The organism is Enterobacter cloacae complex sp. 2024EL-00214 (genome assembly GCF_043945575.1).
Classification (GTDB): Bacteria; Pseudomonadota; Gammaproteobacteria; order Enterobacterales; family Enterobacteriaceae; genus Enterobacter; species Enterobacter cloacae_P.
This window is the reverse complement of sequence record NZ_JBIMRC010000006.1, coordinates 79405-104127: the sequence shown is the minus strand read 5'-3', so window position 1 is coordinate 104127 and position 24723 is coordinate 79405. Positions and strand designations below refer to the sequence as shown.

The following is a 24723-nucleotide window of genomic DNA, read 5'->3' as shown; positions in this document are numbered from 1 at the left end:
TGTTGAGTTATGCCTCGTAGCGGGTATTATGCAACGCAACAAAAATGAAGGGAGAAGAAAAGATGCCATCTTTCGATATTGTTTCCGAAGTTGATATCCAGGAAGTCCGCAACGGCGTAGAAAACGCCAGCCGTGAAGTTGAGTCACGTTTCGATTTTCGTGGCGTTGAGGCAACATTTGACCTGAATGAGGCAAATAAGACCATCAAGGTGCTGAGTGAGTCTGATTTCCAGGTTAACCAGCTGCTGGATATTTTGCGCGCCAAGCTGCTGAAGCGCGGCATTGAAGGTACCTCACTGGATGTGCCGGAAGAGTTCGTGCACAGCGGTAAAACCTGGTTTGTTGAAGCTAAACTGAAGCAGGGCATTGAGAGCGCGGTGCAGAAGAAAATCGTTAAGCTCATCAAAGACAGCAAGCTGAAAGTTCAGGCGCAGATCCAGGGCGAAGAGATCCGTGTCACCGGTAAATCTCGTGATGACCTGCAGGGCGTAATGGCGCTGATCCGTGGCGGCGATCTGGGGCAGCCGTTCCAGTTCAAAAACTTCCGCGATTAAGACGAAAAAGCCCGGTTTAACCGGGCTTTTTTTCAGGCTTTCAGCACCTGCTCCACTTCGAAGCGGTTGGTCACTTTGCTGTCTATTTTGATATAGGCACTGCGTTCTTCCGGGGCGATCAGCACTTCACTCACGCCCTCAGTGGCCTCAAGACGCTGTTTCAGCGCATCGTTGATGTCGATGTCCCCTGGAATTTCTACGCGCAGGCTGCTCACGTAGCGTGGTTCTTTCATGGTGCTGGCGACCAGCAGCCAGACCATCGCCAGCAGGGCACCCGCCAGGAATACGGTTTGCGAATCAAACAGGCCATCCACCCAGCCGCCGAACGCACCACCGATGGCCACGCCGATAAACTGGCTGGTGGAGTAGATGCCCATCGCGGTGCCTTTGTAACCGGCAGGCGATTCTTTGCTGATCAGCGACGGTAGCAGGGCTTCCATCAGGTTAAATGCCAGGAAGAAGAGTTGCACCCCCGCGACCAGCTCCCAGAAATGCGGGCCGGAACCCCACAGCACGATCTCGGCAATCAGTAACACCGCCACGCAGCCAACGAAGACGCGTTTCATCTTGCGCTTCACTTCGGCGTAAATAATAAACGGCACCACCGAGACGAACGAAATCAGCATCGTCACCAGATAAATTTTCCAGTGCTCAGCGGCAGGGAAACCTGCAGACGCCAGCTGGCCGGGCAGGGCGACAAAGGTCGACATCAGCAGGATATGCAGGCACATGATGCCAAAGTTCAGCTTCAGCAAGCGCGGCTCAACGAGCACTTTGCTAAAGCAGCCTTTCACCATCCCGGACTCACGGTTGAGGACGTGGTTTTTGCTGTCTGGCACTACCCACAGCGTGAGCGCAATACCGATGGTCGCCAGCACAGCAATCATCCAGAACAGGGCATGCAGACCCAGCTTATGGGTGATGACAGGGCCAAGCACCATCGCAATGGCAAAGGTGACGCCAAAGCTGACGCCGATAAACGCCATCGCTTTGGTACGGTTCTGTTCACGAGTTAAATCTGACAGCAGTGCCATCACGGCGGCTGCAATTGCGCCGGAACCCTGCAGGGCGCGGCCAAGAATAATGCCCCAGATGGAGTGGGAGAGGGCGGCAATGATGCTGCCGAGCACAAAGACGAGTAGCCCGCCGACAATCAGCGGTTTGCGGCCAACGCGATCGGAGAGCAGGCCGAAAGGGATCTGGAATACCGCCTGGGCTAAACCGTAGATACCTATGGCCAGGCCAATCAGCGCTTCACTGGCTCCCTGTAGCGCCATACCGTACGTGGTCAGAACAGGCAGGACCATAAACATGCCAAGCATCCGTAGCGAGAAAACAGTCCCTAAGCCCCAGGTCGCGCGTAGCTCGCCTGGCGTCATTTTATAATCGTTCATTACCACCTCAGTTCAAGAGCAGGCCATAGTGTAGTGCGGGGAAGGGGCGGGGTAAATACAGGGTTATTTAACAAATATTACATGCATTATTAATAGATTCAGTGAATAAAAAAAGGGTGCCGAAGCACCCCTTTATTCACTTGCCATGGCTTACCAGACGTAAGTCAGCAGGTTATGCGATTCGGGTACCATGAAATCCACGGACATCATCACGGACAGAGAGGTGATGGCCACAATCGAGAACACGAACAGCTTACGTGCCCAGACTTTGTCATCTTCCACTTTGTAGCCGCGCAGGGCCATGCCGAGCCACCAGACGCTCACCGCAGCCGCCACCACCAGATATTTATATCCGGCGTAACCGCCCAGAGAGAGCATCAGCGTTGCCACGGCAAAGGCGATGATGTACAGCGTGATGTGGTTCTTGGCAACGGAGATGCCTTTCACAACCGGCAGAACCGGGATGTTCGCTGCCTGATAATCCTTGAAGCGGAAAATCGCAATGGCATAGGAGTGCGGCATCTGCCACAGGCTAAAGATAGCCAGCAGGATCAACGCACCACTGTCGAACTCATTTGTGACGGCACAGTAGCCAATCACCGGCGGCGCAGCGCCGGAGAGAGAACCAATCAGCGTACCGTAGACGGAGTGACGCTTCATATACAGGCTGTAAACGCCCACATAGACCACGAACCCCATCACCCCCAGCCAGCAGGCCAGCGGGTTAGCACCAAACCACAGCAGCATAAAGCCAGCAATACCCAGCAAGGTGGCGTACACCAGCGAGACGGAAGGGGCGATCAGGCCTTTAACCAGCACCCGATTTTTGGTCCTTTCCATCTTCTTGTCGATATCCATGTCGATGTAGTTGTTAAATACACAACCGGACGCAACAACCAGTGACACACCAATCAGCGTGTAGATAAAGAGGGTGTAATCAATGCTGCCCTTAGAGGCCAGCAAGAACCCTCCGATCACGGAGATCAGGTTGCCAAAGATGATGCCTGGTTTCGTTACTTGCAGGTATTGCTTAAACATACTCGCCGCTCTTAGTGAACCATCATGTTGTAGTTAAGGTTCCACATAATCCAGATGGAACCGACTACCAGGATAGCGATGATAATCACGGTAAAGATAAAGGCCGTCATGTTCCAGCCTTCATCGGACTTGGTGTTCATGTGCAGGAAGCAAACCAGATGCACCAGAATCTGAACTACCGCGGTGGCCAGGACTGTGCCCAGAATCGCCGCGTGAGATGCAGAACCGTTCATCACCATCCAGAACGGGATCACCGTCAGGATGATCGACAGGATAAAACCTGTAATGTAGGTTTTTACGCTACCGTGGGAAGCGCCATGATCGTTTGAATGACTCATTACATCGCCCCCATCAGATAGACTACAGAGAACACACAGATCCATACAACGTCCAGGAAGTGCCAGAACAGGCTCAGGCACATGATACGTGTACGGTTAGTGCTGGTCAGACCGCGACGGGAAACCTGGAACATCAGTACCGCCATCCAGATAAGCCCGGAGGTTACGTGCAGACCGTGAGTTCCTACCAGCGCGAAGAACGCAGACAGGAAGCCACTGCGATCCGGGCCCATACCTTCCATAATCAGGTGATGGAATTCATAGATTTCCATCCCGATGAATCCAGCACCAAACAACCAGGTCAACGCCAGCCAGGAGACAACCTGGCTCTTGTTGTTTTTGTACATGGCGATAGCCGCCATGCCGTAGGTGATGGAGCTGAACAGCAGCAGTGCGGTTTCTACCAGAACGAACGGCAGTTCAAAAATGTCCTTACCAGTCGGGCCGCCCGCAGTGCCGTTCACCAGAACGGCATAGGTCGCGAACAGACAGCAGAACAGAATGCAGTCGCTCATCAGGTAGATCCAGAAACCGAAGACTTTCGTCGGCCCTGTATCGTGGTGCGCATGGTCATGCGCGTGGGCAGTAGAGTGCGCCAGAGTATCAGTTGCCATTTTTCAGCCCCGCTTTAGAAATCTCATCGAAATGCTGGTTTTCCAGTTTTTCGACTTCACGGACTGGTACGTAGTAGTCCACGTCCTCGTCAAAGCTCTTCACGATCCAGCTAATGATGATGCCTGCGAAGCTCGCAATCGCCATCCACCAGATGTGCCAGATCATTGCGAAGCCAAATACCGTTGCGAAAGCGGCAATGATAATGCCCGCGCCGCTGTTTTTCGGCATGTGGATCTCTTCGTAATGAGCAGGTTGCTTATACGCTTCACCTTTTTCTTTCATTTCCCAGAATGCGTCGCGCTCATGGATCTGCGGCACAATGGCGAAGTTATAGAACGGAGGTGGAGAAGAGGTCGCCCACTCCAGCGTACGGCCACCCCACGGGTCACCGGTCAGGTCACGGTTCTGTTCGCGGTCGCGAATAGACACGTAGTACTGAATCAGCTGGCACGCGATACCGCAGGCAATCAGCACCGCACCGCATGCTGCAACAACCAGCATTGGGTGGAACTGTGGATCGATCTGCTGGCTCAGGCGACGGGTCATACCCATGAAGCCCAGCACGTACAGCGGCATAAATGCCACGAAGAAGCCGATGATCCAGAACCAGAACGCGCGTTTACCCCAGGTTTCGTTCAGCGTGAAGCCGAACGCTTTTGGCCACCAGTAGGTTACGCCAGCGAAGCAGCCGAAGACCACACCACCGATGATAACGTTATGGAAGTGCGCAATCAGGAACAGGCTGTTGTGCAGAACGAAGTCAGCACCTGGTACTGCCAGCAGTACGCCGGTCATCCCACCTACAGAGAAGGTGACGATGAAGCCGATGGTCCACAGCATGGCTGAGTGGAACACGATACGACCCTGGTACATGGTGAACAACCAGTTGAAGATCTTAACCCCGGTCGGGATTGCGATAATCATGGTGGTGATACCGAAGAAGGCGTTTACGTTCGCGCCCGCACCCATAGTGAAGAAGTGGTGCAGCCAAACGATGAACGACAGAACGGTAATACACACGGTTGCCCACACCAGTGAGGTGTAACCAAACAGGCGCTTACGCGAGAAGGTTGCAGCGATTTCGGAGAACACCCCGAAGACCGGCAGAACCAGGATGTACACTTCCGGGTGACCCCAGGCCCAAATCAGGTTGATGTACATCATCATGTTGCCACCCATATCGTTGGTAAAGAAATGGGTGCCCAGGTAGCGGTCCAGGGTCAGCAGCGCGACGGTGACAGTCAGAATTGGGAAGGACGCAATGATCAGGATGTTGGCGCACAGAGATGCCCAGGTAAATACCGGCATCTTGAACATAGTCATGCCAGGGGCACGCATCTTGATAATGGTCACGAAGAAGTTAATACCGGTCAGGGTTGTACCGATACCGGAGAGCTGAATCGCCCAAATCCAGTAGTCGACACCTACGCCAGGACTGTATTCAATTCCCGAAAGCGGTGGGTAAGCCAGCCAGCCGGTCTGCGCGAATTCGCCCACACCCAGTGACAGGTTAACCAGGATAACGCCGACAACCGTAAACCAGAAGCTCAGGTTGTTCAGGAACGGGAATGCAACGTCGCGCGCGCCGATTTGCAGCGGAACAACAACGTTCATCAGACCGATAACCAGCGGCATCGCCACGAAGAAGATCATGATAACGCCGTGAGCGGTAAAGATCTGATCGTAGTGGTGAGGCGGCAGGAAGCCCGCTTCACCCGCAGAGGCAAGCACCTGCTGGCTACGCATCATGATGGCATCCGCAAAGCCACGAATTAACATGACGATACCGACGATGCAGTACATGATACCGAGTTTTTTGTGGTCAACCGAAGTCAGCCACTCATTCCACAGGTAGCTCCACTTACCGAAGTAAGTGATTAAGGCCAGTAAAGCCGCACCACCAATGATAATTGCAGCCACCGTAACCACGATAATGGGTTCATGGTATGGCACTGCATCCAGTGTCAATTTTCCGAACATTTTCTTCCTCGGCCCCTTAGTGAGCGGTTTCCGCGTGGCTCATGTCCATGCCTTCCATACCTTCGTGTGCGCTATGCTCACCTTCAGTCTGGGTCATGTCCATGCTCTTGCCGTGATCCATAAATTTGCCAATAACGTCTTTGAACAAATCAGGTTTCACGTTAGAGAAGTACTCCACCTTGTTGTATTCGCTAGGTGCAGCCACTTTGTCGAACGCCGCCATGTCAGACATGGTGTTCTGAGACTGTTTCGCTTTTTCAACCCACTGGTCGAAAGCGGCACGGTCTGGCGTCGCGATAGCTTTGAACTTCATACCTGAGAAGCCCGGGCCGCTATAGCTGGCGGAGATACCATCGTAGGTGCCTGCTTCATTCGCGATCAGGTGCAGGTTAGTCTGCATACCGGCCATCGCGTAGATCTGGCTACCCAGACGCGGGATGAAGAAGGAGTTCATTACGGAGTTGGAGGTCACTTTGAACTGAACCGGAGTGTTCGCCGGGAAGGCGATTTCATTCACGGTAGCAATGCCCTGTTCCGGATAGATGAAGAACCATTTCCAGTCCATGGAGACCACTTCGATGGTAATCGGTTTTTCATCATGAACCAGCGGTTTGCTAGGTTCGAGGGAGTGAGTGGTTTTCCAGGTCAGCACGGCAAGGAACAGGATGATCAGAATAGGCACTGTCCAGACCACAGCTTCCACTTTATTGGAGTGTGACCAGTTAGGGCTATACTTCGCATCTTTATTGCTCGCACGATACTTCCAGGCGAAACCAACAGCCATCAAAACGGCAGGAATAACCACAATCATCATCAGGCCAAAAGCCGTCAGAATCAATGAACGTTGTTCCAGTCCAATCTGTCCTTTGGGGTCAAGTAGTGCAGAATCACAGCCACTGAGTAATACAGTGCCCGCAAATAATGACAACCATCCCAAACTTTTATTGTATTTCCTGAGTCTCATTTAACGACCTCAATTCCACGGGAGTCTGGTGGCGTTTAAAGTGTGGGGGCATTTTACGGGAAGGTTACATTACTGTAAACATCATTAGGTCTGTGTCAGGAAGGTGTTACCGGGTTCTGCCGCACATGTCACAAGTGTTGCAAATTATGTCGGTTTTTAAGACGAAACCCGCATGGCGTGGGCGTTATAACGAAAGGACCCCCAAGCATACCCTAAAAGGGGCAATTGGTATAACCATTGTGAAAAATACACAAAAAATTAACAATTAATTATCAATAAAAAGACAATTAAAAAACGAAAATTCAATCTTTCAAAAGCTGAATCGGTTAATGAAAAATAGCGTTCTGGAGTAGGCTCCAATAATTTCCAAATGCTATCCCGCACAAAACAGCAAATATTTTTTTTTGCAGCTGGCGGTTATTTCACCGTTATAATTTCGCATGGTGATTACAACGGGAAATAACCTTTAATTTTTTGGCTTCAGGGCACCTGAGTTTTACGTAAAGCCAGAAAATCGAGCGTCCCGCCAGTGAGGATCCCGGCGACGACAAGCAGGGCTCCGGCATTCAGCAGCAGGGATTCAGGAGGAAGCGATAACGAGGTTGTAGCGTTAATCATTAATACCGCCAGCCAGAGTACCAGCGCCAGGCAACCCACCATCAACAAACGTAAGGCAAAACGGTAGGCGCGATGATATTCGGTGCGCGGCATAAAGTGTTCTGTTTGTTGGGTATATTCCAGCGTCTGGCGACAGACCAGCAACAATAAGAGCCCAGGCACTGCCGCAATCACGGAGAAGAGATAGAATGTTGGCCAGCCGTGGGCTTCCACAAACCAGCCAGCAATCGGGCCGACATAGACGCGGCCCACGGCGGACAGCGCCGAAAGCAGGGCGAACTGCGTCGCAGAGAATGATTTGTTGCACAGCGTCATCAGCAGGGCGACAAACGCCGCAGTGCCCATGCCACCACAGAGGTTTTCAAAGAACACCGCCGCTGCCATGCTGATCATATTTTTGTCGGTAATGGAAAGCAGCCAGTAACCCGCGTTAGACGCCCCCTGCAGAATGCCGAAAATCAGGAGTGCCCGGAACAGCGTCAGACGCTGCATCAACACACCGCCGTACAGCGCACCGACGATGGTCGCAAACAACCCGAGGGTTTTGTTCACCACACCGACTTCCCCGGCATCAAACCCGACGCCGCGGATCAGGAAGGTAGTGGTCAGGCTCATTGCAAACGCATCACCCAACTTATAAAGGACGATCAGCAGCAGGATCAGCCAGGCATTGTTGCGGCCAAAGAAATCGCGCAGCGGTTCGGCGACGGCCTGCTCCAGCGAGCGTGGAACTGGAATGACATCGCTCGGTTCGGGGGCGAGCAGGGTGGCAATAATACAGGGTATCAGCAGGACGGCCATCAGCCAGTACATACCCTGCCAGCCGAGATAGCGGTCGGCCAGCCACAGCGCCAGCCCGCCAGAGACAAGCATCCCGAGGCGATAGCCCAGCACGCTGATTGCCGCCCCGGCACCTCGCTCTTCTGCGGGTAACACGTCCGTTTTCCAGGCATCAAAAACGATATCCTGCGAGGCGGAACAGAAGGCGATCACCACGGCAAGGGCCGCCATCCAGCGTAGCTGCGTGGAAGGTTCGAGGAAACCCATCGCGGCAATCGACAGCAGCAGCAGGATCTGGGTCATCACTAACCAACCGCGACGACGTCCCAGGAACGGTGGGGTATAGCGATCCATCACCGGTGACCACAGAAACTTAAAGACGTAGGCCTGACCGACGAGTGAGAAGAAACCAATAGTTTTGAGATCGATATTCTCGACGGTCATCCAGGCCTGCAATGTGCCGGAGGTGAGTGCGAGTGGTAAACCAGAGGCGAAACCGAGGATCAGCAGAATGGCTGATTTGGGTTGCTGGAAAATGCGTAAGTAATTGCTGGACATGTTTTTATAAGTCTGACCCGGTGAGTCACCGGGTCAGAAAGCAGGATTAACGAGCGTTCTGCTTGATGAAGTCGTGGATGCTGGTGTCCTGTGCCATATCGGAAATGGTGTCGGTCAGCACGCTGTTTACTGCGTTCGCAATGTTCTGGTTGGATGCCTGGAAAGCACCTTCAACAGAGTAACTTGCGCGGTAGTTTTTGGTCATCTTATTGCCGTTCTTCGCGGTGGCAATGATGGCGATATCCGCTTTGGTCGAGATGTTGTAGCGAACGTTACCCTGGGAAACGTCAGCGTACAGGTTGTTCACGATGATCTGCAGATCAACCGCGCCGCTTGGGCCAACCATATAACCGCGCGCGGTCATCTGTTTCTCCAGCACTTCCTGCAGCAGGAAGCGCAGGTCGCGGGAGGCGGTCAGCGTCACTTGCTGGTTATCGCGGGTGACTTTTGCCAGAGCCTGGTCCTGACGCTGGTCGGCACCGTTAATACTTACGGTCACGCCCATCAGGCTTGGATCCTGCTGAGGTAGGGTAATTTTTGGTGAAACATCAATTGTTGTTGGCGGGGTAGCGCAACCAGCCAGCATAAAAAGTGCTACCAACGGAAAGAAGAGTTTTTTTAACATTTCAGGTTCTCAACGAATCGTAAGCAGTTAGAGAGAAAAATTGCCGCCATCATAACATCGCTAACGGCGAGGGGAAGTGGTCAGTGCATGTAAATTCATCGTCTTGTCTGAAAACTGACCTGCTTACCGTTTTTCTCCACCCATGAATGACAAAACGTATGAGCCTCACAGTGGACTTCATCCGTTTGAATGAGAAAATAAGACGAAAGCTAAATATTTGTTGTCTTGTTGTAATGGAAACGGTAAAAGCGGCTAACATTTAAAGGGATGGGTGACATCCTGGCGTTGTCGGAGGAGTAATTTCATGATGATACGTGAGCAGATAGAAGAAAAATTAAGGGCAGCGTTCAACCCTGTGTTCCTCGAAGTCGTCGACGAAAGCTATCGTCATAACGTTCCGGCAGGTTCTGAAAGCCACTTCAAAGTGGTTCTGGTCAGCGATCGCTTCACGGGAGAACGTTTCCTGAACCGACATCGCCTGATCTACAGCACCCTGACGGAAGAACTCTCCACGACCGTACATGCGCTGGCGTTGCATACCTATACCATTAAGGAGTGGGAAGGTCTGCAGGATACGGTATTCGCATCACCTCCCTGCCGTGGTGCAGGCACCATAGCCTGAAAAATCGGATTTGCAACCGCTGGAGTTTTTCCAGTATGTTGCATAGAGATTTCGTCAAAACGGCCTTCGGGCCGTTTTGTTTTGTCTGAGTTTTGAGCGTATGGCGCGTTTTTAAGGCTAAAAATAGCCTTAAAGTGTGAAAAAAGCCGCAGCAACATGTCCCAACCGTTCTCGACTCACCTAAGTGATGCCGCTATAATGCCGCGTCTTAATGAATGTCTTCGGGATGATTCTGGCGACAGGGAATGTGAATCTGCACTAAGAGAGCATCCCGGTAAAACAGACAGATTCAGAGTTGACCGAGCACTGTGATTTTTTTGAGGTAACAAGATGCAAGTTTCAGTTGAAACCACTCAAGGCCTTGGCCGCCGTGTAACGATTACTATCGCTGCTGACAGCATCGAAACTGCTGTGAAAAGCGAGCTGGTCAACGTATCAAAGAAAGTACGTATTGACGGCTTCCGTAAGGGCAAAGTACCAATGAATGTTGTTGCTCAGCGTTATGGCGCTTCCGTGCGTCAGGATGTGCTGGGTGAACTGATGAGCCGCAACTTTATCGATGCGATCATCAAAGAAAAAATCAATCCGGCTGGCGCGCCAAACTACGTTCCAGGCGAATACAAACTGGGCGAAGACTTCACCTACTCTGTAGAGTTCGAAGTGTACCCGGAAGTTGAGCTGACAGGTCTGGAATCTATCGAAGTTGAAAAACCGATTGTTTCCGTGACTGACGAAGACGTTGACGGCATGCTGGACACCCTGCGCAAGCAGCAGGCGAACTGGAAAGAAAAAGAAGGCGCTGTTGACGCTGAAGACCGTGTCACCATCGACTTCACCGGCTCTGTAGACGGCGAAGAGTTCGAAGGCGGCAAAGCGTCTGACTTCGTACTGGCAATGGGCCAGGGTCGTATGATCCCAGGCTTCGAAGACGGTATCAAAGGCCGCAAGGCTGGCGAAGAGTTCACCATCGACGTGACCTTCCCGGAAGAATACCACGCTGAAAACCTGAAAGGGAAAGCAGCGAAGTTCGTTATCAACCTGAAGAAAGTTGAAGAGCGCGAACTGCCAGAACTGACCGAAGAATTCATCAAACGTTTCGGCGTGGAAGATGGTTCTGTCGCGGGTCTGCGTACCGAAGTGCGTAAAAACATGGAACGCGAGCTGAACGGTGCTGTGCGTAACCGTGTTAAATCTCAGGCGATCGAAGGTCTGGTGAAAGCGAACGACATCGACGTTCCTGCTGCCCTGATCGACAGCGAAATCGACGTTCTGCGCCGTCAGGCTGCACAGCGCTTCGGTGGCAACCAGCAGCAAGCGATGGAACTGCCACGTGAGCTGTTCGAAGAGCAAGCGAAACGCCGTGTTGTTGTTGGCCTGCTGCTGGGCGAAGTCATTCGTACCCACGAGCTGAAAGCTGACGAAGAACGTGTGAAAGGTCTGATCGAAGAGATGGCTTCTGCATACGAAGATCCATCAGAAGTTATCGAGTTCTACGGTAAGAACAAAGAGCTGATGGACAACATGCGCAACGTTGCGCTGGAAGAGCAGGCTGTTGAAGCGGTACTGGCGAAAGCTAAAGTGTCCGAAAAAGCGACCTCTTTCAACGAACTGATGAACCAGCAGGCGTAATTTCGCCCCAACGGTTTAAAGTTTGAACAGAAAACCCGTTGCCTTCCGGCGACGGGTTTTTTTTATCGCGCCAATAGCCCAGGAAGAGTGCTAAAACGCCCTTTCAGTGTTAGCGTAACAACAAAAGGTTGTTATGCTTGAAATAGGGCGATGCGAACCCCATAAGTATGTAATCACGATGAATGAGACTGGCTGATAATCCGTCCGTAAGGTTACAATCAGACAGCAGGTGTTTTCAATTTTGATCCAGGAGACGGAAATGTCATACAGTGGCGAACGAGATAACTTTGCACCCCATATGGCTCTGGTGCCAATGGTTATTGAACAGACCTCACGTGGTGAGCGTTCTTTTGATATCTATTCCCGTCTGCTCAAGGAACGCGTTATCTTTCTGACCGGCCAGGTGGAAGACCACATGGCTAACCTGATCGTGGCGCAGATGCTGTTTCTGGAAGCGGAAAACCCGGAAAAAGACATTTACCTGTATATTAACTCACCGGGCGGTGTGATTACGGCGGGTATGTCTATTTACGATACCATGCAATTCATCAAGCCGGACGTGAGTACTATTTGTATGGGACAGGCTGCATCTATGGGGGCCTTCCTGTTAACCGCTGGGGCCAAGGGCAAGCGTTTCTGCCTGCCAAACTCCCGCGTGATGATTCACCAGCCGCTGGGTGGTTACCAGGGTCAGGCGACGGATATTGAAATCCACGCCCGCGAAATCCTGAAAGTAAAAGCGCGCATGAATGAACTTATGGCGCAGCATACGGGTCAATCCCTCGAGCAGATCGAGCGCGATACCGAGCGCGATCGCTTCCTCTCTGCACCTGAGGCAGTTGAGTACGGCTTAGTCGACTCCGTTTTGACCCATCGTAATTGATGCCTACGACGCGAGTGTGCCGCTATACTAAAGTAAGGCGGCACGCTGCCTGAGAGCAGCTTGCGTCTGAGAATGGTATTTGCGTCGTCATGTGCGGCACAAAGAACTTAAAAAGAGGTTTGGACTCATGACAGATAAACGCAAAGATGGTTCGGGCAAACTGCTGTACTGCTCTTTTTGCGGCAAAAGCCAGCATGAAGTGCGTAAACTGATTGCCGGGCCGTCCGTGTATATCTGCGACGAATGTGTCGACTTATGTAACGACATCATCCGCGAAGAGATTAAAGAAGTCGCCCCGCACCGTGAGCGTAGCGCGTTGCCAACACCGCATGAAATTCGTCATCATCTTGACGACTATGTCATCGGTCAGGAGCAGGCTAAGAAAGTGCTGGCGGTGGCGGTATATAACCACTACAAACGTCTGCGTAACGGCGATACCAGCAATGGTGTAGAGCTGGGTAAAAGTAACATTCTGCTGATTGGCCCAACCGGTTCCGGTAAAACGCTGCTGGCAGAAACGCTGGCACGTCTGCTGGATGTTCCGTTCACGATGGCAGATGCCACCACCCTGACCGAAGCCGGTTATGTGGGTGAAGACGTGGAAAACATCATCCAGAAATTGCTGCAGAAGTGTGATTACGACGTACAGAAAGCACAGCGCGGGATCGTCTATATCGATGAAATCGATAAGATTTCCCGTAAATCAGACAACCCGTCTATCACCCGTGACGTGTCGGGCGAAGGTGTACAGCAGGCACTGCTGAAGCTGATTGAAGGTACCGTTGCTGCGGTTCCACCTCAGGGTGGCCGTAAACATCCGCAACAGGAGTTCCTGCAGGTTGATACCTCCAAGATCCTGTTCATCTGCGGTGGTGCGTTCGCGGGCCTGGATAAAGTGATCTCCCACCGTGTTGAAACCGGCTCCGGCATTGGTTTCGGCGCGACGGTGAAATCGACGTCTGAAAAACCGAACGAGGGCGAACTGCTCTCTCAGGTAGAACCAGAAGATCTGATCAAATTCGGTCTGATCCCTGAGTTTATTGGCCGTCTGCCGGTTGTGGCAACGCTGAACGAACTGAGTGAAGAAGCGCTGATTCAGATCCTGAAAGAACCGAAAAACGCCCTGACCAAGCAGTATCAGGCGCTGTTCAATCTGGAAGGCGTTGAGCTGGAATTCCGCGATGAAGCGCTGGATGCGATTGCGAAGAAAGCGATGGTCCGTAAAACCGGCGCGCGTGGTCTGCGTTCTATCGTAGAAGCGGCACTGCTCGATACCATGTACGATCTGCCGTCTATGGAAGATGTCGAGAAAGTGGTGATTGACGAGTCTGTTATTGGCGGTCAGAGCAAGCCGCTGCTGATTTATGGTAAGCCTGAAGCGCAGCAGGCATCTGGCGAATAATTCACCAAATCATACAAGCAGTTAATCAAAAAGGGGGGATTTTATCTCCCCTTTTATTTTTCCGACTCCATGGCGTTGAATGTGTGGAATACATCCCCATATACTGCTTACATGTTAATGGTTGTGTGAAGCACAGTCACATAACCAGTTTACCTGGCGGACACTAAACTAAGAGAGAGCTCTATGAATCCTGAGCGTTCTGAACGCATTGAAATCCCCGTATTGCCGTTGCGCGATGTGGTGGTTTATCCGCACATGGTCATACCCTTATTTGTAGGGCGGGAAAAATCTATCCGTTGCCTCGAAGCTGCCATGGATCATGATAAAAAAATCATGTTGGTTGCGCAGAAGGAAGCATCAACGGATGAGCCGGGTGTAAACGATCTTTTCACCGTCGGGACCGTGGCCTCTATTTTGCAGATGCTGAAGTTGCCTGATGGCACCGTAAAGGTGCTGGTAGAAGGCTTGCAGCGTGCGCGTATTACCACTCTGTCTGACAATGGCGAACACTTCTCTGCAAAGGCAGAGTATCTTGATTCGCCTCAGCTTGATGAACGCGAGCAGGAAGTGCTGGTACGCACTGCGATTAGCCAGTTTGAAGGCTATATCAAGCTGAACAAGAAAATCCCACCAGAAGTGCTGACGTCGCTGAACAGCATTGACGACCCTGCACGTCTGGCGGATACCATCGCTGCACATATGCCGCTGAAGCTGGCTGACAAACAGTCCGTGCTGGAAATGTCCGACGTTAACGAACGTCTGGAATACCTGATGGCGATGATGGAATCTGAAATCGATCTGCTCCAGGTTGAGAAGCGTATTCGCAACCGCGTGAAAAAGCAGATGGAAAAATCTCAGCGCGAGTACTATCTGAACGAGCAAATGAAAGCCATTCAGAAAGAACTCGGCGAGATGGAAGATGCACCGGATGAAAACGAAGCGCTGAAGCGTAAGATCGACGCGGCAAAAATGCCGAAAGAGGCAAAAGAGAAAGCGGAAGCAGAACTGCAGAAGCTGAAAATGATGTCTCCGATGTCGGCTGAAGCGACCGTTGTGCGCGGCTACATTGAATGGATGGTACAGGTTCCGTGGAATGCCCGCAGCAAGGTCAAAAAAGACCTGCGTCAGGCTCAGGAGATCCTGGACACCGACCACTACGGCCTGGAGCGCGTGAAAGATCGCATTCTTGAGTACCTCGCGGTACAAAGTCGTGTGAACAAAATTAAAGGGCCAATCCTGTGCCTGGTAGGGCCTCCAGGGGTGGGTAAAACCTCTCTGGGCCAGTCCATCGCCAAAGCGACCGGACGTAAGTATATCCGTATGGCGCTGGGTGGCGTACGTGATGAAGCGGAAATCCGCGGTCACCGTCGTACCTACATCGGTTCTATGCCGGGTAAACTGATCCAGAAGATGGCGAAAGTGGGCGTTAAAAACCCGCTGTTCCTGCTTGATGAGATCGACAAAATGTCTTCGGACATGCGTGGCGATCCGGCGTCAGCTCTGCTGGAAGTGCTTGATCCAGAACAGAACGTGGCATTCAGCGATCACTACCTGGAAGTGGACTACGACCTGAGCGATGTGATGTTCGTGGCGACCTCCAACTCCATGAACATCCCGGCACCGCTGCTGGACCGTATGGAAGTGATCCGTTTGTCCGGTTATACCGAAGATGAGAAGCTGAACATTGCGAAGCAGCACCTGCTGCCGAAGCAGATTGAGCGTAATGCGCTGAAAGCTAACGAGTTGACGGTAGAAGACAGTGCAATTGTCGGTATTATTCGCTACTACACCCGTGAAGCCGGCGTGCGTAGCCTTGAGCGTGAAATCTCCAAACTGTGTCGTAAGGCGGTTAAACAGCTGCTGCTGGATAAGAGCCTGAAACACATTGTGATTAACGGCGACAATCTGCATGCGTATCTGGGCGTTCAGCGCTTCGACTATGGGCGTGCGGACAACGAAAACCGCGTAGGCCAGGTCACCGGTCTGGCATGGACGGAAGTGGGCGGCGATCTGCTGACCATTGAAACGGCCAGTGTGCCGGGTAAAGGCAAACTGACCTATACCGGTTCTCTGGGTGAAGTCATGCAAGAGTCCATTCAGGCTGCTCTGACCGTGGTACGTGCGCGTGCAGAAAAACTGGGTATCAACCCGGATTTCTACGAAAAACGCGACATCCACGTTCACGTTCCTGAAGGGGCAACGCCGAAAGATGGCCCAAGCGCAGGTATTGCCATGTGTACCGCTCTGGTCTCCTGTCTGACAGGGAACCCGGTGCGTGCTGATGTGGCGATGACGGGTGAAATCACCCTGCGTGGTCAGGTTCTGCCAATCGGTGGCTTAAAAGAAAAACTGCTGGCGGCACACCGTGGTGGGATCAAAATCGTATTGATCCCTGACGAAAACAAACGTGATCTGGAAGAGATTCCGGACAACGTTATTGCCGATCTGCAGATCCATCCGGTGAAACGCATTGAGGAAGTTCTGACTCTCGCACTGCAGAATGAGCCTTCCGGAATGCAGGTTGTAACCGCAAAATAGTGACCTTGCGCAAATAGCGCCAAGAAAAACAAGGCTGGAAAGTCATTTCGGACTTGCCAGCCTTTTTTTGTATAGCTAATTTAGATTGCTGATTGGGTTAGCCATCAACAACGAGTGTTGTAAGGTCATGGCTGGCCTGATATAAATGCTGCGCGGTCGCGCTGTGAAGGATTCAGGCGCGATATAAATTATAAAGAGAGGAAGAGAACAGTGAATAAATCTCAACTGATTGACAAAATTGCTGCTGGTGCTGATATTTCTAAAGCTGCAGCTGGACGTGCGTTAGATGCATTAATTGCTTCTGTTACTGAATCTCTGCAGTCTGGGGACGACGTTGCACTGGTAGGCTTCGGTACTTTTGCTGTTAAAGAGCGTGCTGCCCGTACTGGCCGCAACCCTCAAACCGGTAAAGAGATCACCATTGCTGCCGCTAAAGTGCCGGGTTTCCGTGCAGGTAAAGCGCTGAAAGACGCAGTAAACTGATTGCTTTCCCGTTTCCGGGAAGCTGAAAAGTACAAGGGCGCATCATTTGATGTGCCTTTTTTGTTTGTCCAGACCTGATTTGTGCGAGTTTACGCGAGTTGTGGGCTGACAATCGCCCTGTTTTCTTGTCACAATACGCCTTTACGCGCGACGGTCAGGATTTTCCGTCAGCGTCAGATAACCAGTCACCTACAGCGGAGTGTTGTTACACCATGATGGACAGCTTACGCACGGCTGCTAACAGTCTCGTGCTCAAGATTATTTTCGGTATCATTATCGTGTCGTTCATATTGACCGGCGTGAGCAGCTACCTTATTGGCGGTAGCGCGAACTATGCCGCAAAAGTGAATGGCCAGGAAATTAGCCGTGGGCAGTTCGAGAACGCTTTTGCTGGTGAACGTAACCGTATGCAGCAACAGCTGGGCGACCAATTCTCTGAGCTGGCAGCGAACGAAGGTTATATGAAAACCCTGCGTCAGCAGACGCTGAACCGACTCATTGACGAAGCACTGCTGGATCAGTATGCGAAAAGCCTGGGGCTGGGCATCAGCGACCAGCAGGTCAAAAAGGCTATCTTCGCGACGTCAGCATTCCAGTCTAACGGCAAATTCGACAATACCCGTTACAACAGTATCGTCAACCAGATGGGTATGACGGCCGATCAATACGCGCAGGCTCTGCGTAATCAGCTGACCACTCAGCAACTCATCAATGCCGTTGTTGGCACAGATTTCATGCTCAAAGGTGAAACTGATGAGCTGGCTGCACTGGTGTCTCAGCAGCGTGTTGTGCGTGAAGCAACCATTGATGTGAATGCCCTGGCGGCTAAACAGCAGGTCAGCGACGCAGACGTTAACGCTTACTACGAGCAGAACAAGAACAACTTTGTTGCCCCTGAGCAGTTCCGCGTAAGCTATATCAAGCTGGATGCGGCTGCACTGCAGGAAACTGCATCTGATGCGGAAATTCAGTCTTACTATGACCAGCATCAGGATCAGTTCACTCAGCCTCAGCGTAACCGTTACAGCGTGATCCAGACCAAAACTGAGGCAGATGCCAAAGCGGTACTGGATGAGCTGAGCAAAGGCGCAGATTTCGCAACCGTGGCGAAAGCAAAATCCACCGACATTATCTCTGCCAAAAATGGTGGTGATATGGGCTGGCTGGAAGAGGGCACAACGCCTGACGAACTGAAAAATGCGGGTCTGAAAGACAAAGGCCAGATGTCTGGCGTTATTAAGTCTTCCGTTGGTTTCCTGGTCGCTCGTCTGGATGATATCGAAGCCGCGAAAACCAAGGCGCTGGCTGACGTGCGTGACGACATCGCGGCAAAAGTGAAGCAGGAAAAAGCGCTGGATGCCTACTACGCCCTGCAGCAGAAAGTGAGCGATGCGGCGAGCAACGATAACGAATCTCTGGCAGGTGCAGAGCAGGCGGCAGGTGTGAAAGCGGTTGAGACGGGCTGGTTTGGTCGTAACAACCTGCCGGAAGAGCTGAACTTCAAACCGGTTTCTGATGCTATCTTCAATGGCGGTCTGGTCGGTGAGAACGGTACTCCGGGCAGCAACTCAGACATCATTACTGTTGACGGTGACCGTGCCTTCGTTCTGCGTGTCAGCGAGCACAAAGCTGAAGCGGTAAAACCGCTGGCAGAGGTCAAAGATCAGGTTGTTGCACAGGTTAAGCACAACAAAGCTGAACAGCAGGCAAAATTGGATGCTGAGAAGCTTCTGGTCGCGCTGAAAGCAGGTAAAGGCGATGACGCACTGAAAGCGGCGGGTCTGAGCTTCGGCGAGGCGAAAACGCTGAGCCGTACCGGTCAGGATCCTGTTAGCCAGGTGGTATTTGGCCTGAGCCTGCCGGCGAAGGACAAGCCAAGCTTCGGTACGACAACCGATATGCAGGGTAACGTGGTTCTGCTGGCACTTGATGAAGTCAAAGCGGGCACCATGCCAGAAGAGCAAAAGAAAGCGATGGTTCAGGGCATTACCCAGAACAACGCCCAGATTGCTTTCGAGGCGATGATGAGCAACCTGCGTAAAGACGCTAAAATTAAGCTGGGCGATATAATCACTCAGCAGCAATAATTACGTATCTGCTCGCAGATTTTCGTAACGCTCTGCAAAAACTAAAGGCCGCTTTCGCGGCCTTTTCCATTTCTGCAATCTGCTGTTTGTACCTGTTGTGGCGGGCGGCTATCGTGGCGTGGCTGTCAACAAACAAGGAGAAAACAGCATGAAACGTGGAATCAAAGCACTGTTAATTACGCTGACTATTGCCACCACCGGGATGAACGCTGGCGCACTGGCGGCATCCCCGGCTGCGAAAACGCCGGTCGCCCAAAGTCAGGCCGAGACGCCAGTGCAAACGAATGCACCAGCCAAAACCTCCGGGAGTAGCAAAGCAACTGACGACGATGGTTCGCGAGTCAGTATCAATTCGGCATCTGCAGAAGATCTCGCTCGCGTGATGAATGGTGTCGGGCTGAAGAAGGCGCAGGCCATCGTCAGCTACCGCGAAGAGTACGGTCCCTTTAAAACCGTCGACGATCTGAAGCAGGTTCCGGGGATGGGCAGTTCACTGGTTGAGCGCAACCTCTCACACCTGACGTTGTAATTACGCAATTTCTTGCACTGCGGCAAAAATTTGCCAGGATAAAGAGGTCATACCAGTTGTGACCTCAAATCCTACAATAACAGTAAAGGCTATTGCGCTATGCAGACAAAAATCAAAGTACGCGGTTATCACCTCGATGTTTACCAGCATGTGAACAACGCCCGTTATCTCGAGTTTCTTGAAGAAGCACGCTGGGACGGGCTGGAAAACAGCGAAAGCTTTCAGTGGCTGACTGCGCACAACATCGCGTTTGTGGTCGTCAATATCAATATTAACTACCGTCGTCCCGCCGTGCTGGGGGATGTGCTTACCGTCACCAGCAAGGTACAACAGCTTAACGGGAAGAGCGGTGTACTCAGCCAGGTGGTGACGCTGGATCCTGAAGGGCAGGTGGTTGCCGACGCACTGATCACCTTTGTCTGTATCGCTCTTAAAACCCAGAAAGCGCTGCCGCTGGAAGGGGAGTTGCGTGAAAAGCTGGAGTCGATGATCGTGTAGGATTTGTTCCGGAGTACCCGTGCTGTCGGTGTAAAACGTTTCGACAGCACGGCGACGTTGCCTTATTTCAGCCCGGTCTTTTTCTGCATTGACGCCATCACGCCAGCCTTGTCAGCAAGGTAGTGATTCAGCCCATTAGCACGCAGATTACAGGCGGCGCACTGACCACAACCGTCACCTTTAATGCCGTTGTAGCAGGTCAGGGTTTCGTTGCGAACCAAATCCAGCTTGCCCCAGTAGTCTGCCAGCGCCCAGGTTTCTGCTTTATCGAGCCACATCAGCGGCGTTTCAAAGCGGGTTTCCTTCGCCATACCCAGATTGACGGCATGGTTGAGCGCTCTGACGAATTCGTCACGGCAGTCCGGGTAGCCGGAAAAATCAGTCTCGCACACGCCGGTGATCACTGCTTCGGCTTTGACCTGGTAAGCATAAATCGCCGTCAGGGTCAGAAAGAGGATATTGCGGCCAGGTACAAAGGTATTTGGAATACCGCTGGCATCAGGTTCGTAATCAGGAACGGGGATACTGTCGCGGGTGAGGCTGCTTACGGCCAGTTCATTTAGCAGCGTAACGTCCAGCACCTTGTGCGCGCGTGCACCCAGTTTCAGCGCCAGTTCACGGGCAACGTCGATTTCAGCGCGGTGACGCTGACCATAATCGAAGGTGACGCAGTGAACTTCATCGTACTGATGAAGAGCCTGAACCAGGCAGGTAGTGGAATCTTGTCCTCCGCTGAACACGACGACGGCACGTTTCATAAATCATCTCGACAGTTACGGTAAAAACATCATGTTACCGTCTGACTGCAGTGGCGACCAGCTTCTTCATGATTTGGAGGCCGGAAGCCAGGCTTCTGTGAAATCAAACCAGCCGCGGGTGTTGAGCCGTATGCCATTGACCCCCGGTGGAGCGCTGATTTGATACTGGTAGTTAAACAGCGGTGTCAGCACCGCGTTTTCCATCAACTGGCTAAAAATGGCTTTCAGGCCGATATGCCGGGCCTGTTCATCGGCCTGGGTCTGGACTGCATCCAGCGTGGCCTGAAGATGAGCAAATTGCGGTGCACTCAGCAGGTGGGGCCAGAGCGTATCGCAACGGAGCCACTGCTCAAGCGTATATTCCGGCGCTTCGCCAATAAGCCGGTCTCCCATCATGATGTCTGCATCTGCAAGGTACTGGCACCTGTCCCACGTTTTGGCATCGTGAAAGATAATCGTCAGTTCGCAGCCATGCCGGGCGAGATACTGCTTTAGCTGACTTGTCATGGTGTGTAACTCAACGGGCAAATGGTAAACCAGCGTCAGTTTTTCAGGCAGAGGAACGTGCGTTAAATCCGCCCAGTGGGGAATACACCACCCCGGAAGCAGTTCCTGGGTTGGGGTGATCAACCCTTCATTCAGCGGAAGTGTATGCAGGAGTCTGGAGAGGTGGATGATATTAATGAGCCGCCTTGCCTGCATCTCGCTGAGGTGTGGGGTCTGTTTCAGGGTGAGATAACAGAAACCCAGACTGGTGCTGCTACTTACCAGCCGCAGGCTCTCCAGCTCTTCAGGCTCACCAATGGCGATTTGCACTGGATGACGGCAGCTTGTCCCCAGCCCATAGTCAAAAAGCTGTGGTGTGATCCAGTATTCAATCGCTTTCAGTAACGGGTGGCTAAGATGGTACTGCTCGTGGCTTTCCAGGCGAACCAAATCGGGATCGTACACGCTCAGTCTGAAGGGACCGCTTCCCGTGATGGGCTGGTCGGGGTGGGCAAGGCGACTGCAGTAGGTTGCCAGACGGTGGGCCAGCCAGAAATCTGGCTGATGCAGAATAAACGTCAGACACTGCGGATGCGTCACTTCAATGCGTAATACGCTCTGAAACAGCTTACGCAGGGCAGGTAACGCCAGCAGCGCCGTCAGGCTTCGCTGTAGCTGTTGCGTCTCGATTTTATCGCCGTTGTGCCAGTGCAGCGTGGAACGGATGTAAAAATGCCAGCGCAGGCCGTCAGGCGATACCTCCCAGTGATGCGCCAGATCGCCTGTGGGTTCACTGCTGTTGCCATTAAAGCGCGTCAGACCGGAGAAGACTTGCCCTGCCAGATGTTGCTCTGCCCGACCTGGTAAAAAACCTGGATGAAGCGGATCAAGCGAGCGGTAATAGGGAATACGCAGCGTCGGGGTATCGTTTTGCCAAAGCCCACCCAGAAACGGATGCAGCAACGCACGTAACTCTTCGGGGGCAAGCTGCGCCAGTTCAAGGGCGTTATGCTGCTGCCCACTCTTCAGCGCCTCTTCCATCATCGTATTGCGCAGCGATTCCGGCGTCACGTGGAATGTCAGCTCACCGCGTTTGCCACGGCCAGACTGAGCATGCCAGCTTAGCCAGCCTGCCTCCTGCGCCTGACGTAAAAGCGTACGTACATGCCGCTCGCTGCAAAAACAGCGGCTGGCAAGTTCGGTGACGGTGGCCTGCTGTGGCGCACCCTCAGAAGGTTGCCACAAACGTTGATACTGCTTAAGACGGTTAAGCTGGCGCATGATAAACCCGGAACAATAATTATCATCTATTCACTATTACTTCCGTATATCTCACGTAATACTGATGCACAAGTTAATCGCATCACATTTCGGGAGTAATCATGGCCAGGCTCGCTGCATTTGATATGGACGGTACTCTGTTAATGCCGGATCACCGTTTAGGGGAGAAAACCCTGAGCACCCTGAAGCGCCTGCATGAACGTGATGTCACCCTGACGTTCGCCACTGGCCGTCATGTGCTGGAGATGCGCCATCTGCTGGGGGCATTTTCCCTTGATGCGTTCCTGATAACCGGTAACGGAACACGCATTCACTCCGTTGAAGGCGATGTGTTGCACCGTCGAGATCTCAACCCGGAAGTGGCGGATATCGTGCTACACAGCACCTGGGATACGCAGGCCAGCGTGCATGTCTTTAACGATGACGGCTGGTTTACCGGAAGTGAAATTCCTGAGCTGCTGCATGCACATGTTTACAGCGGTTTTAAGTACCAGCTTACCGATCTGCGTCGTATTCCTGCCCATGCGGTGACGAAGATCTGTTTCTGTGGCGATCACGACGATCTCTGCCGTTTACGTATTCAGCTGAATGAGGTTTTAGGCGACCGGGCGCACCTGACCTTCTCAGCAGTGGATTGTCTGGAAGTGCTGCCAGTGGGCTGTAATAAAGGCTCAGCCCTGGCGGTACTGAGTAACCACCTGGGCTTTACGATGCAGGATTGTATGGCGTTTGGCGACGCCATGAATGACCGCGAGATGCTGGGTAGCGTCGGTCGCGGTCTGATAATGGGGAATGCGATGCCGCAGTTAATTGCAGAGCTTCCTCATCTGCCGGTTATCGGACACTGCCGTAACGAAGCGGTGTCCCATTTTTTGACGCATTGGCTGGACAAAAACAACCTCCCGTATTCCCCCGAATAGTGAGACCCTTCCAGCAAGCCAGACTTCGGTCTGGCTTTTTTTTATTTCACCCACTGCATAATCTGCGTTTTCCACGGCTCAATATCGCCAATATTGGCCTGCACCCATTCTGCGTTGTAATAGGTGTCGAGGTAACGTTCGCCGCTGTCGCACAGTAACGTGACGACAGAACCGGTACGGCCTTCTTCGCGCATCCGGACGGCAAGCTGCAGCGCGCCCCACATATTGGTACCGGTTGAGGCACCGACTTTACGACCAAGCTGTGTTTCCAGCCAGTGCGCCGTTGCAACGCTGGCGGCGTCCGGCACGCGGAGCATCTCATCCACGACATCAGGAATGAACGAAGGCTCCACGCGCGGGCGGCCAATTCCTTCAATTTTACTGCCTACCGGGCTGCGCAGTTCTGCATTGCGGTTTTGCCAGTAGTCGAGGAACACGGAGTTCTGCGGGTCAACCACCATCAGTTGGGTATCGTAGCCCTGACAGCGGATGTAACGCCCGATGGTGGCGGATGTACCACCGGTACCGGCGCTCATCACAATGTACGAGGGTACAGGGTGCGGCTCGTGGGTCATCTGACGGAAAATACTGTCGGCAATGTTGTTATTGCCGCGCCAGTCGGTGGCGCGTTCGGCGAAGGTGAACTGATCCATATAGTGACCGTTCAGTTCGCGTGCCAGCATTTCAGAGGCGGCATAGATTTCGCAGGCGCTTTCCACAAAGTGGCAGCGTCCGCCGTAAAATTCGATCTGCTCTATTTTGCGTTTCGCCGTACAGGAGGGCATCACGGCGATAAACGGCAGACCCAGCAGACGGGCAAAGTAGGCTTCGGATACGGCGGTTGAACCCGATGAGGATTCAATGATGGTGGTGCCTTCTTTGATCCAGCCGTTACATAAACCGTATAAGAATAGCGAACGCGCCAGGCGATGCTTCAGGCTACCGGTTGGATGGGTGCTTTCATCCTTCAGGTAGAGCTGAATGCCAGCCACTCCCGGCAGGGCGAGGCGGATTAAATGGGTATCTGCCGAGCGCTGGTAGTCGGCATTGATTTCGCTGATGGCATGTTTAACCCAGGTGCTATTCATCGTAGTTATCCGTTTGTCATTTTGTGCCCAGCATAGCGAAAAGCACAGAAAAAAT

General features: G+C 52.5%; 22 protein-coding genes. 11 read left to right on the top strand and 11 right to left on the bottom strand.

What is annotated here, in order from left to right:
* Window positions 1-62 precede the first annotated feature (62 nt).
* Window positions 63-554, top strand: coding sequence for a YajQ family cyclic di-GMP-binding protein (locus ACHHZ6_RS09045; protein WP_182273940.1), 492 nt, complete (start codon window positions 63-65; stop codon window positions 552-554).
* Between the two features lie 32 nt (window positions 555-586).
* Here ACHHZ6_RS09045 and ACHHZ6_RS09040 read toward each other — a convergent pair whose 3' ends face one another.
* The 8 genes from ACHHZ6_RS09040 to ACHHZ6_RS09005 form a co-directional block, all read right to left on the bottom strand.
* Window positions 587-1948, bottom strand: coding sequence for an MFS transporter (locus tag ACHHZ6_RS09040; RefSeq protein WP_395122115.1), 1362 nt, complete (start codon window positions 1946-1948; stop codon window positions 587-589).
* A 150-nt stretch (window positions 1949-2098) separates the two neighbouring features.
* The gene (gene cyoE / locus ACHHZ6_RS09035; RefSeq protein ID WP_196390919.1) at window positions 2099-2986 is read right to left on the bottom strand and encodes a heme o synthase; all 888 of its coding nucleotides are present in this window, start codon (window positions 2984-2986) and stop codon (window positions 2099-2101) included.
* A gap of 11 nt (window positions 2987-2997) precedes the next feature.
* Window positions 2998-3324 carry a cytochrome o ubiquinol oxidase subunit IV gene (locus tag ACHHZ6_RS09030; protein WP_395122114.1) on the bottom strand — a complete coding sequence of 109 codons (327 nt, stop codon included), beginning with the start codon at window positions 3322-3324 and terminating at the stop codon, window positions 2998-3000.
* Entirely contained in the window at window positions 3324-3938 is a 615-nt protein-coding gene (locus ACHHZ6_RS09025; protein WP_182273944.1) for a cytochrome o ubiquinol oxidase subunit III, read from the bottom strand. The genes ACHHZ6_RS09030 and ACHHZ6_RS09025 overlap by 1 nt, the downstream gene beginning before the upstream one ends.
* Entirely contained in the window at window positions 3928-5919 is a 1992-nt protein-coding gene (gene cyoB / locus ACHHZ6_RS09020) for a cytochrome o ubiquinol oxidase subunit I (protein WP_395122113.1), read from the bottom strand. Before cyoB ends, ACHHZ6_RS09025 begins: the two co-directional genes overlap by 11 nt.
* 16 nt (window positions 5920-5935) lie before the next feature.
* Window positions 5936-6883, bottom strand: a complete 948-nt coding sequence (cyoA, locus tag ACHHZ6_RS09015; protein ID WP_182273946.1) for a cytochrome o ubiquinol oxidase subunit II — start codon at window positions 6881-6883, stop codon at window positions 5936-5938.
* Window positions 6884-7363: 480 nt separating this feature from the next.
* Complete coding sequence (gene ampG / locus ACHHZ6_RS09010) at window positions 7364-8839, bottom strand: muropeptide MFS transporter AmpG (RefSeq protein WP_182273947.1); 1476 nt, start codon at window positions 8837-8839, stop codon at window positions 7364-7366.
* A gap of 46 nt (window positions 8840-8885) precedes the next feature.
* Entirely contained in the window at window positions 8886-9464 is a 579-nt protein-coding gene (locus ACHHZ6_RS09005) for a lipoprotein (protein WP_182273948.1), read from the bottom strand.
* A 304-nt stretch (window positions 9465-9768) separates the two neighbouring features.
* Between ACHHZ6_RS09005 and bolA the strand changes: the two genes are divergently transcribed.
* The 9 genes from bolA (at window position 9769) to ACHHZ6_RS08960 (ending at window position 20135) form a co-directional block, all read left to right on the top strand.
* Window positions 9769-10086 (top strand): transcriptional regulator BolA, encoded by a 318-nt coding sequence (gene bolA / locus ACHHZ6_RS09000; protein ID WP_003859051.1) that lies wholly within the window; start codon window positions 9769-9771, stop codon window positions 10084-10086.
* Between the two features lie 330 nt (window positions 10087-10416).
* The gene (gene tig, locus ACHHZ6_RS08995; RefSeq protein WP_182273949.1) at window positions 10417-11715 is read left to right on the top strand and encodes a trigger factor; all 1299 of its coding nucleotides are present in this window, start codon (window positions 10417-10419) and stop codon (window positions 11713-11715) included.
* A gap of 259 nt (window positions 11716-11974) precedes the next feature.
* The gene (gene clpP / locus ACHHZ6_RS08990) at window positions 11975-12598 is read left to right on the top strand and encodes an ATP-dependent Clp endopeptidase proteolytic subunit ClpP (protein ID WP_014069126.1); all 624 of its coding nucleotides are present in this window, start codon (window positions 11975-11977) and stop codon (window positions 12596-12598) included.
* A gap of 127 nt (window positions 12599-12725) precedes the next feature.
* Window positions 12726-14000 carry an ATP-dependent protease ATP-binding subunit ClpX gene (gene clpX, locus ACHHZ6_RS08985; RefSeq protein ID WP_182273950.1) on the top strand — a complete coding sequence of 425 codons (1275 nt, stop codon included), beginning with the start codon at window positions 12726-12728 and terminating at the stop codon, window positions 13998-14000.
* Window positions 14001-14183: 183 nt separating this feature from the next.
* Window positions 14184-16538: an endopeptidase La gene (gene lon, locus ACHHZ6_RS08980; protein ID WP_182273951.1), complete on the top strand. Its 2355-nt coding sequence runs from the start codon at window positions 14184-14186 to the stop codon at window positions 16536-16538.
* A gap of 210 nt (window positions 16539-16748) precedes the next feature.
* Window positions 16749-17021 carry a nucleoid-associated protein HU-beta gene (gene hupB / locus ACHHZ6_RS08975; protein WP_010428111.1) on the top strand — a complete coding sequence of 91 codons (273 nt, stop codon included), beginning with the start codon at window positions 16749-16751 and terminating at the stop codon, window positions 17019-17021.
* 212 nt (window positions 17022-17233) lie between these two features.
* Window positions 17234-19108, top strand: coding sequence for a peptidylprolyl isomerase (gene ppiD, locus ACHHZ6_RS08970; protein WP_182919496.1), 1875 nt, complete (start codon window positions 17234-17236; stop codon window positions 19106-19108).
* Window positions 19109-19256: 148 nt separating this feature from the next.
* Complete coding sequence (locus ACHHZ6_RS08965) at window positions 19257-19637, top strand: helix-hairpin-helix domain-containing protein (protein ID WP_182919497.1); 381 nt, start codon at window positions 19257-19259, stop codon at window positions 19635-19637.
* A gap of 99 nt (window positions 19638-19736) precedes the next feature.
* Window positions 19737-20135, top strand: a complete 399-nt coding sequence (locus tag ACHHZ6_RS08960) for a YbgC/FadM family acyl-CoA thioesterase (RefSeq protein ID WP_395122112.1) — start codon at window positions 19737-19739, stop codon at window positions 20133-20135.
* A gap of 62 nt (window positions 20136-20197) precedes the next feature.
* On the opposite strand, the gene queC is transcribed toward ACHHZ6_RS08960, so the two are convergent.
* Entirely contained in the window at window positions 20198-20893 is a 696-nt protein-coding gene (gene queC / locus ACHHZ6_RS08955) for a 7-cyano-7-deazaguanine synthase QueC (protein WP_182273955.1), read from the bottom strand.
* A gap of 66 nt (window positions 20894-20959) precedes the next feature.
* Complete coding sequence (locus ACHHZ6_RS08950; protein ID WP_395122111.1) at window positions 20960-22660, bottom strand: SgrR family transcriptional regulator; 1701 nt, start codon at window positions 22658-22660, stop codon at window positions 20960-20962.
* 101 nt (window positions 22661-22761) lie between these two features.
* Between ACHHZ6_RS08950 and cof the strand changes: the two genes are divergently transcribed.
* A complete protein-coding gene (gene cof / locus ACHHZ6_RS08945; RefSeq protein WP_182273957.1) occupies window positions 22762-23580 on the top strand; it encodes an HMP-PP phosphatase in 819 nt (272 codons plus the stop codon).
* Window positions 23581-23621: 41 nt separating this feature from the next.
* On the opposite strand, the gene ACHHZ6_RS08940 is transcribed toward cof, so the two are convergent.
* A complete protein-coding gene (locus tag ACHHZ6_RS08940) occupies window positions 23622-24668 on the bottom strand; it encodes a PLP-dependent cysteine synthase family protein (protein WP_395122110.1) in 1047 nt (348 codons plus the stop codon).
* Window positions 24669-24723 lie beyond the last annotated feature (55 nt).

Bases quoted from the DNA above. Each gene is read 5' to 3' on its own strand.
- ACHHZ6_RS09005 (WP_182273948.1), bottom strand. From the start codon at position 9,464: ATGTTAAAAAAACTCTTCTTTCCGTTGGTAGCACTTTTTATGCTGGCT.
- ACHHZ6_RS08940 (WP_395122110.1), bottom strand. From the start codon at position 24,668: ATGAATAGCACCTGGGTTAAACATGCCATCAGCGAAATCAATGCCGAC.
- ACHHZ6_RS08950 (WP_395122111.1), bottom strand. From the start codon at position 22,660: ATGCGCCAGCTTAACCGTCTTAAGCAGTATCAACGTTTGTGGCAACCT.
- bolA (WP_003859051.1), top strand. From the start codon at position 9,769: ATGATGATACGTGAGCAGATAGAAGAAAAATTAAGGGCAGCGTTCAAC.
- cyoB (WP_395122113.1), bottom strand. From the start codon at position 5,919: ATGTTCGGAAAATTGACACTGGATGCAGTGCCATACCATGAACCCATT.
- clpX (WP_182273950.1), top strand. From the start codon at position 12,726: ATGACAGATAAACGCAAAGATGGTTCGGGCAAACTGCTGTACTGCTCT.
- ppiD (WP_182919496.1), top strand. From the start codon at position 17,234: ATGATGGACAGCTTACGCACGGCTGCTAACAGTCTCGTGCTCAAGATT.
- queC (WP_182273955.1), bottom strand. From the start codon at position 20,893: ATGAAACGTGCCGTCGTCGTGTTCAGCGGAGGACAAGATTCCACTACC.
- cyoE (WP_196390919.1), bottom strand. From the start codon at position 2,986: ATGTTTAAGCAATACCTGCAAGTAACGAAACCAGGCATCATCTTTGGC.
- tig (WP_182273949.1), top strand. From the start codon at position 10,417: ATGCAAGTTTCAGTTGAAACCACTCAAGGCCTTGGCCGCCGTGTAACG.
- ACHHZ6_RS09030 (WP_395122114.1), bottom strand. From the start codon at position 3,324: ATGAGTCATTCAAACGATCATGGCGCTTCCCACGGTAGCGTAAAAACC.
- ACHHZ6_RS09025 (WP_182273944.1), bottom strand. From the start codon at position 3,938: ATGGCAACTGATACTCTGGCGCACTCTACTGCCCACGCGCATGACCAT.
- cyoA (WP_182273946.1), bottom strand. From the start codon at position 6,883: ATGAGACTCAGGAAATACAATAAAAGTTTGGGATGGTTGTCATTATTT.
- ACHHZ6_RS08960 (WP_395122112.1), top strand. From the start codon at position 19,737: ATGCAGACAAAAATCAAAGTACGCGGTTATCACCTCGATGTTTACCAG.
- ACHHZ6_RS09040 (WP_395122115.1), bottom strand. From the start codon at position 1,948: ATGAACGATTATAAAATGACGCCAGGCGAGCTACGCGCGACCTGGGGC.
- ampG (WP_182273947.1), bottom strand. From the start codon at position 8,839: ATGTCCAGCAATTACTTACGCATTTTCCAGCAACCCAAATCAGCCATT.
- clpP (WP_014069126.1), top strand. From the start codon at position 11,975: ATGTCATACAGTGGCGAACGAGATAACTTTGCACCCCATATGGCTCTG.
- cof (WP_182273957.1), top strand. From the start codon at position 22,762: ATGGCCAGGCTCGCTGCATTTGATATGGACGGTACTCTGTTAATGCCG.
- lon (WP_182273951.1), top strand. From the start codon at position 14,184: ATGAATCCTGAGCGTTCTGAACGCATTGAAATCCCCGTATTGCCGTTG.
- ACHHZ6_RS09045 (WP_182273940.1), top strand. From the start codon at position 63: ATGCCATCTTTCGATATTGTTTCCGAAGTTGATATCCAGGAAGTCCGC.
- ACHHZ6_RS08965 (WP_182919497.1), top strand. From the start codon at position 19,257: ATGAAACGTGGAATCAAAGCACTGTTAATTACGCTGACTATTGCCACC.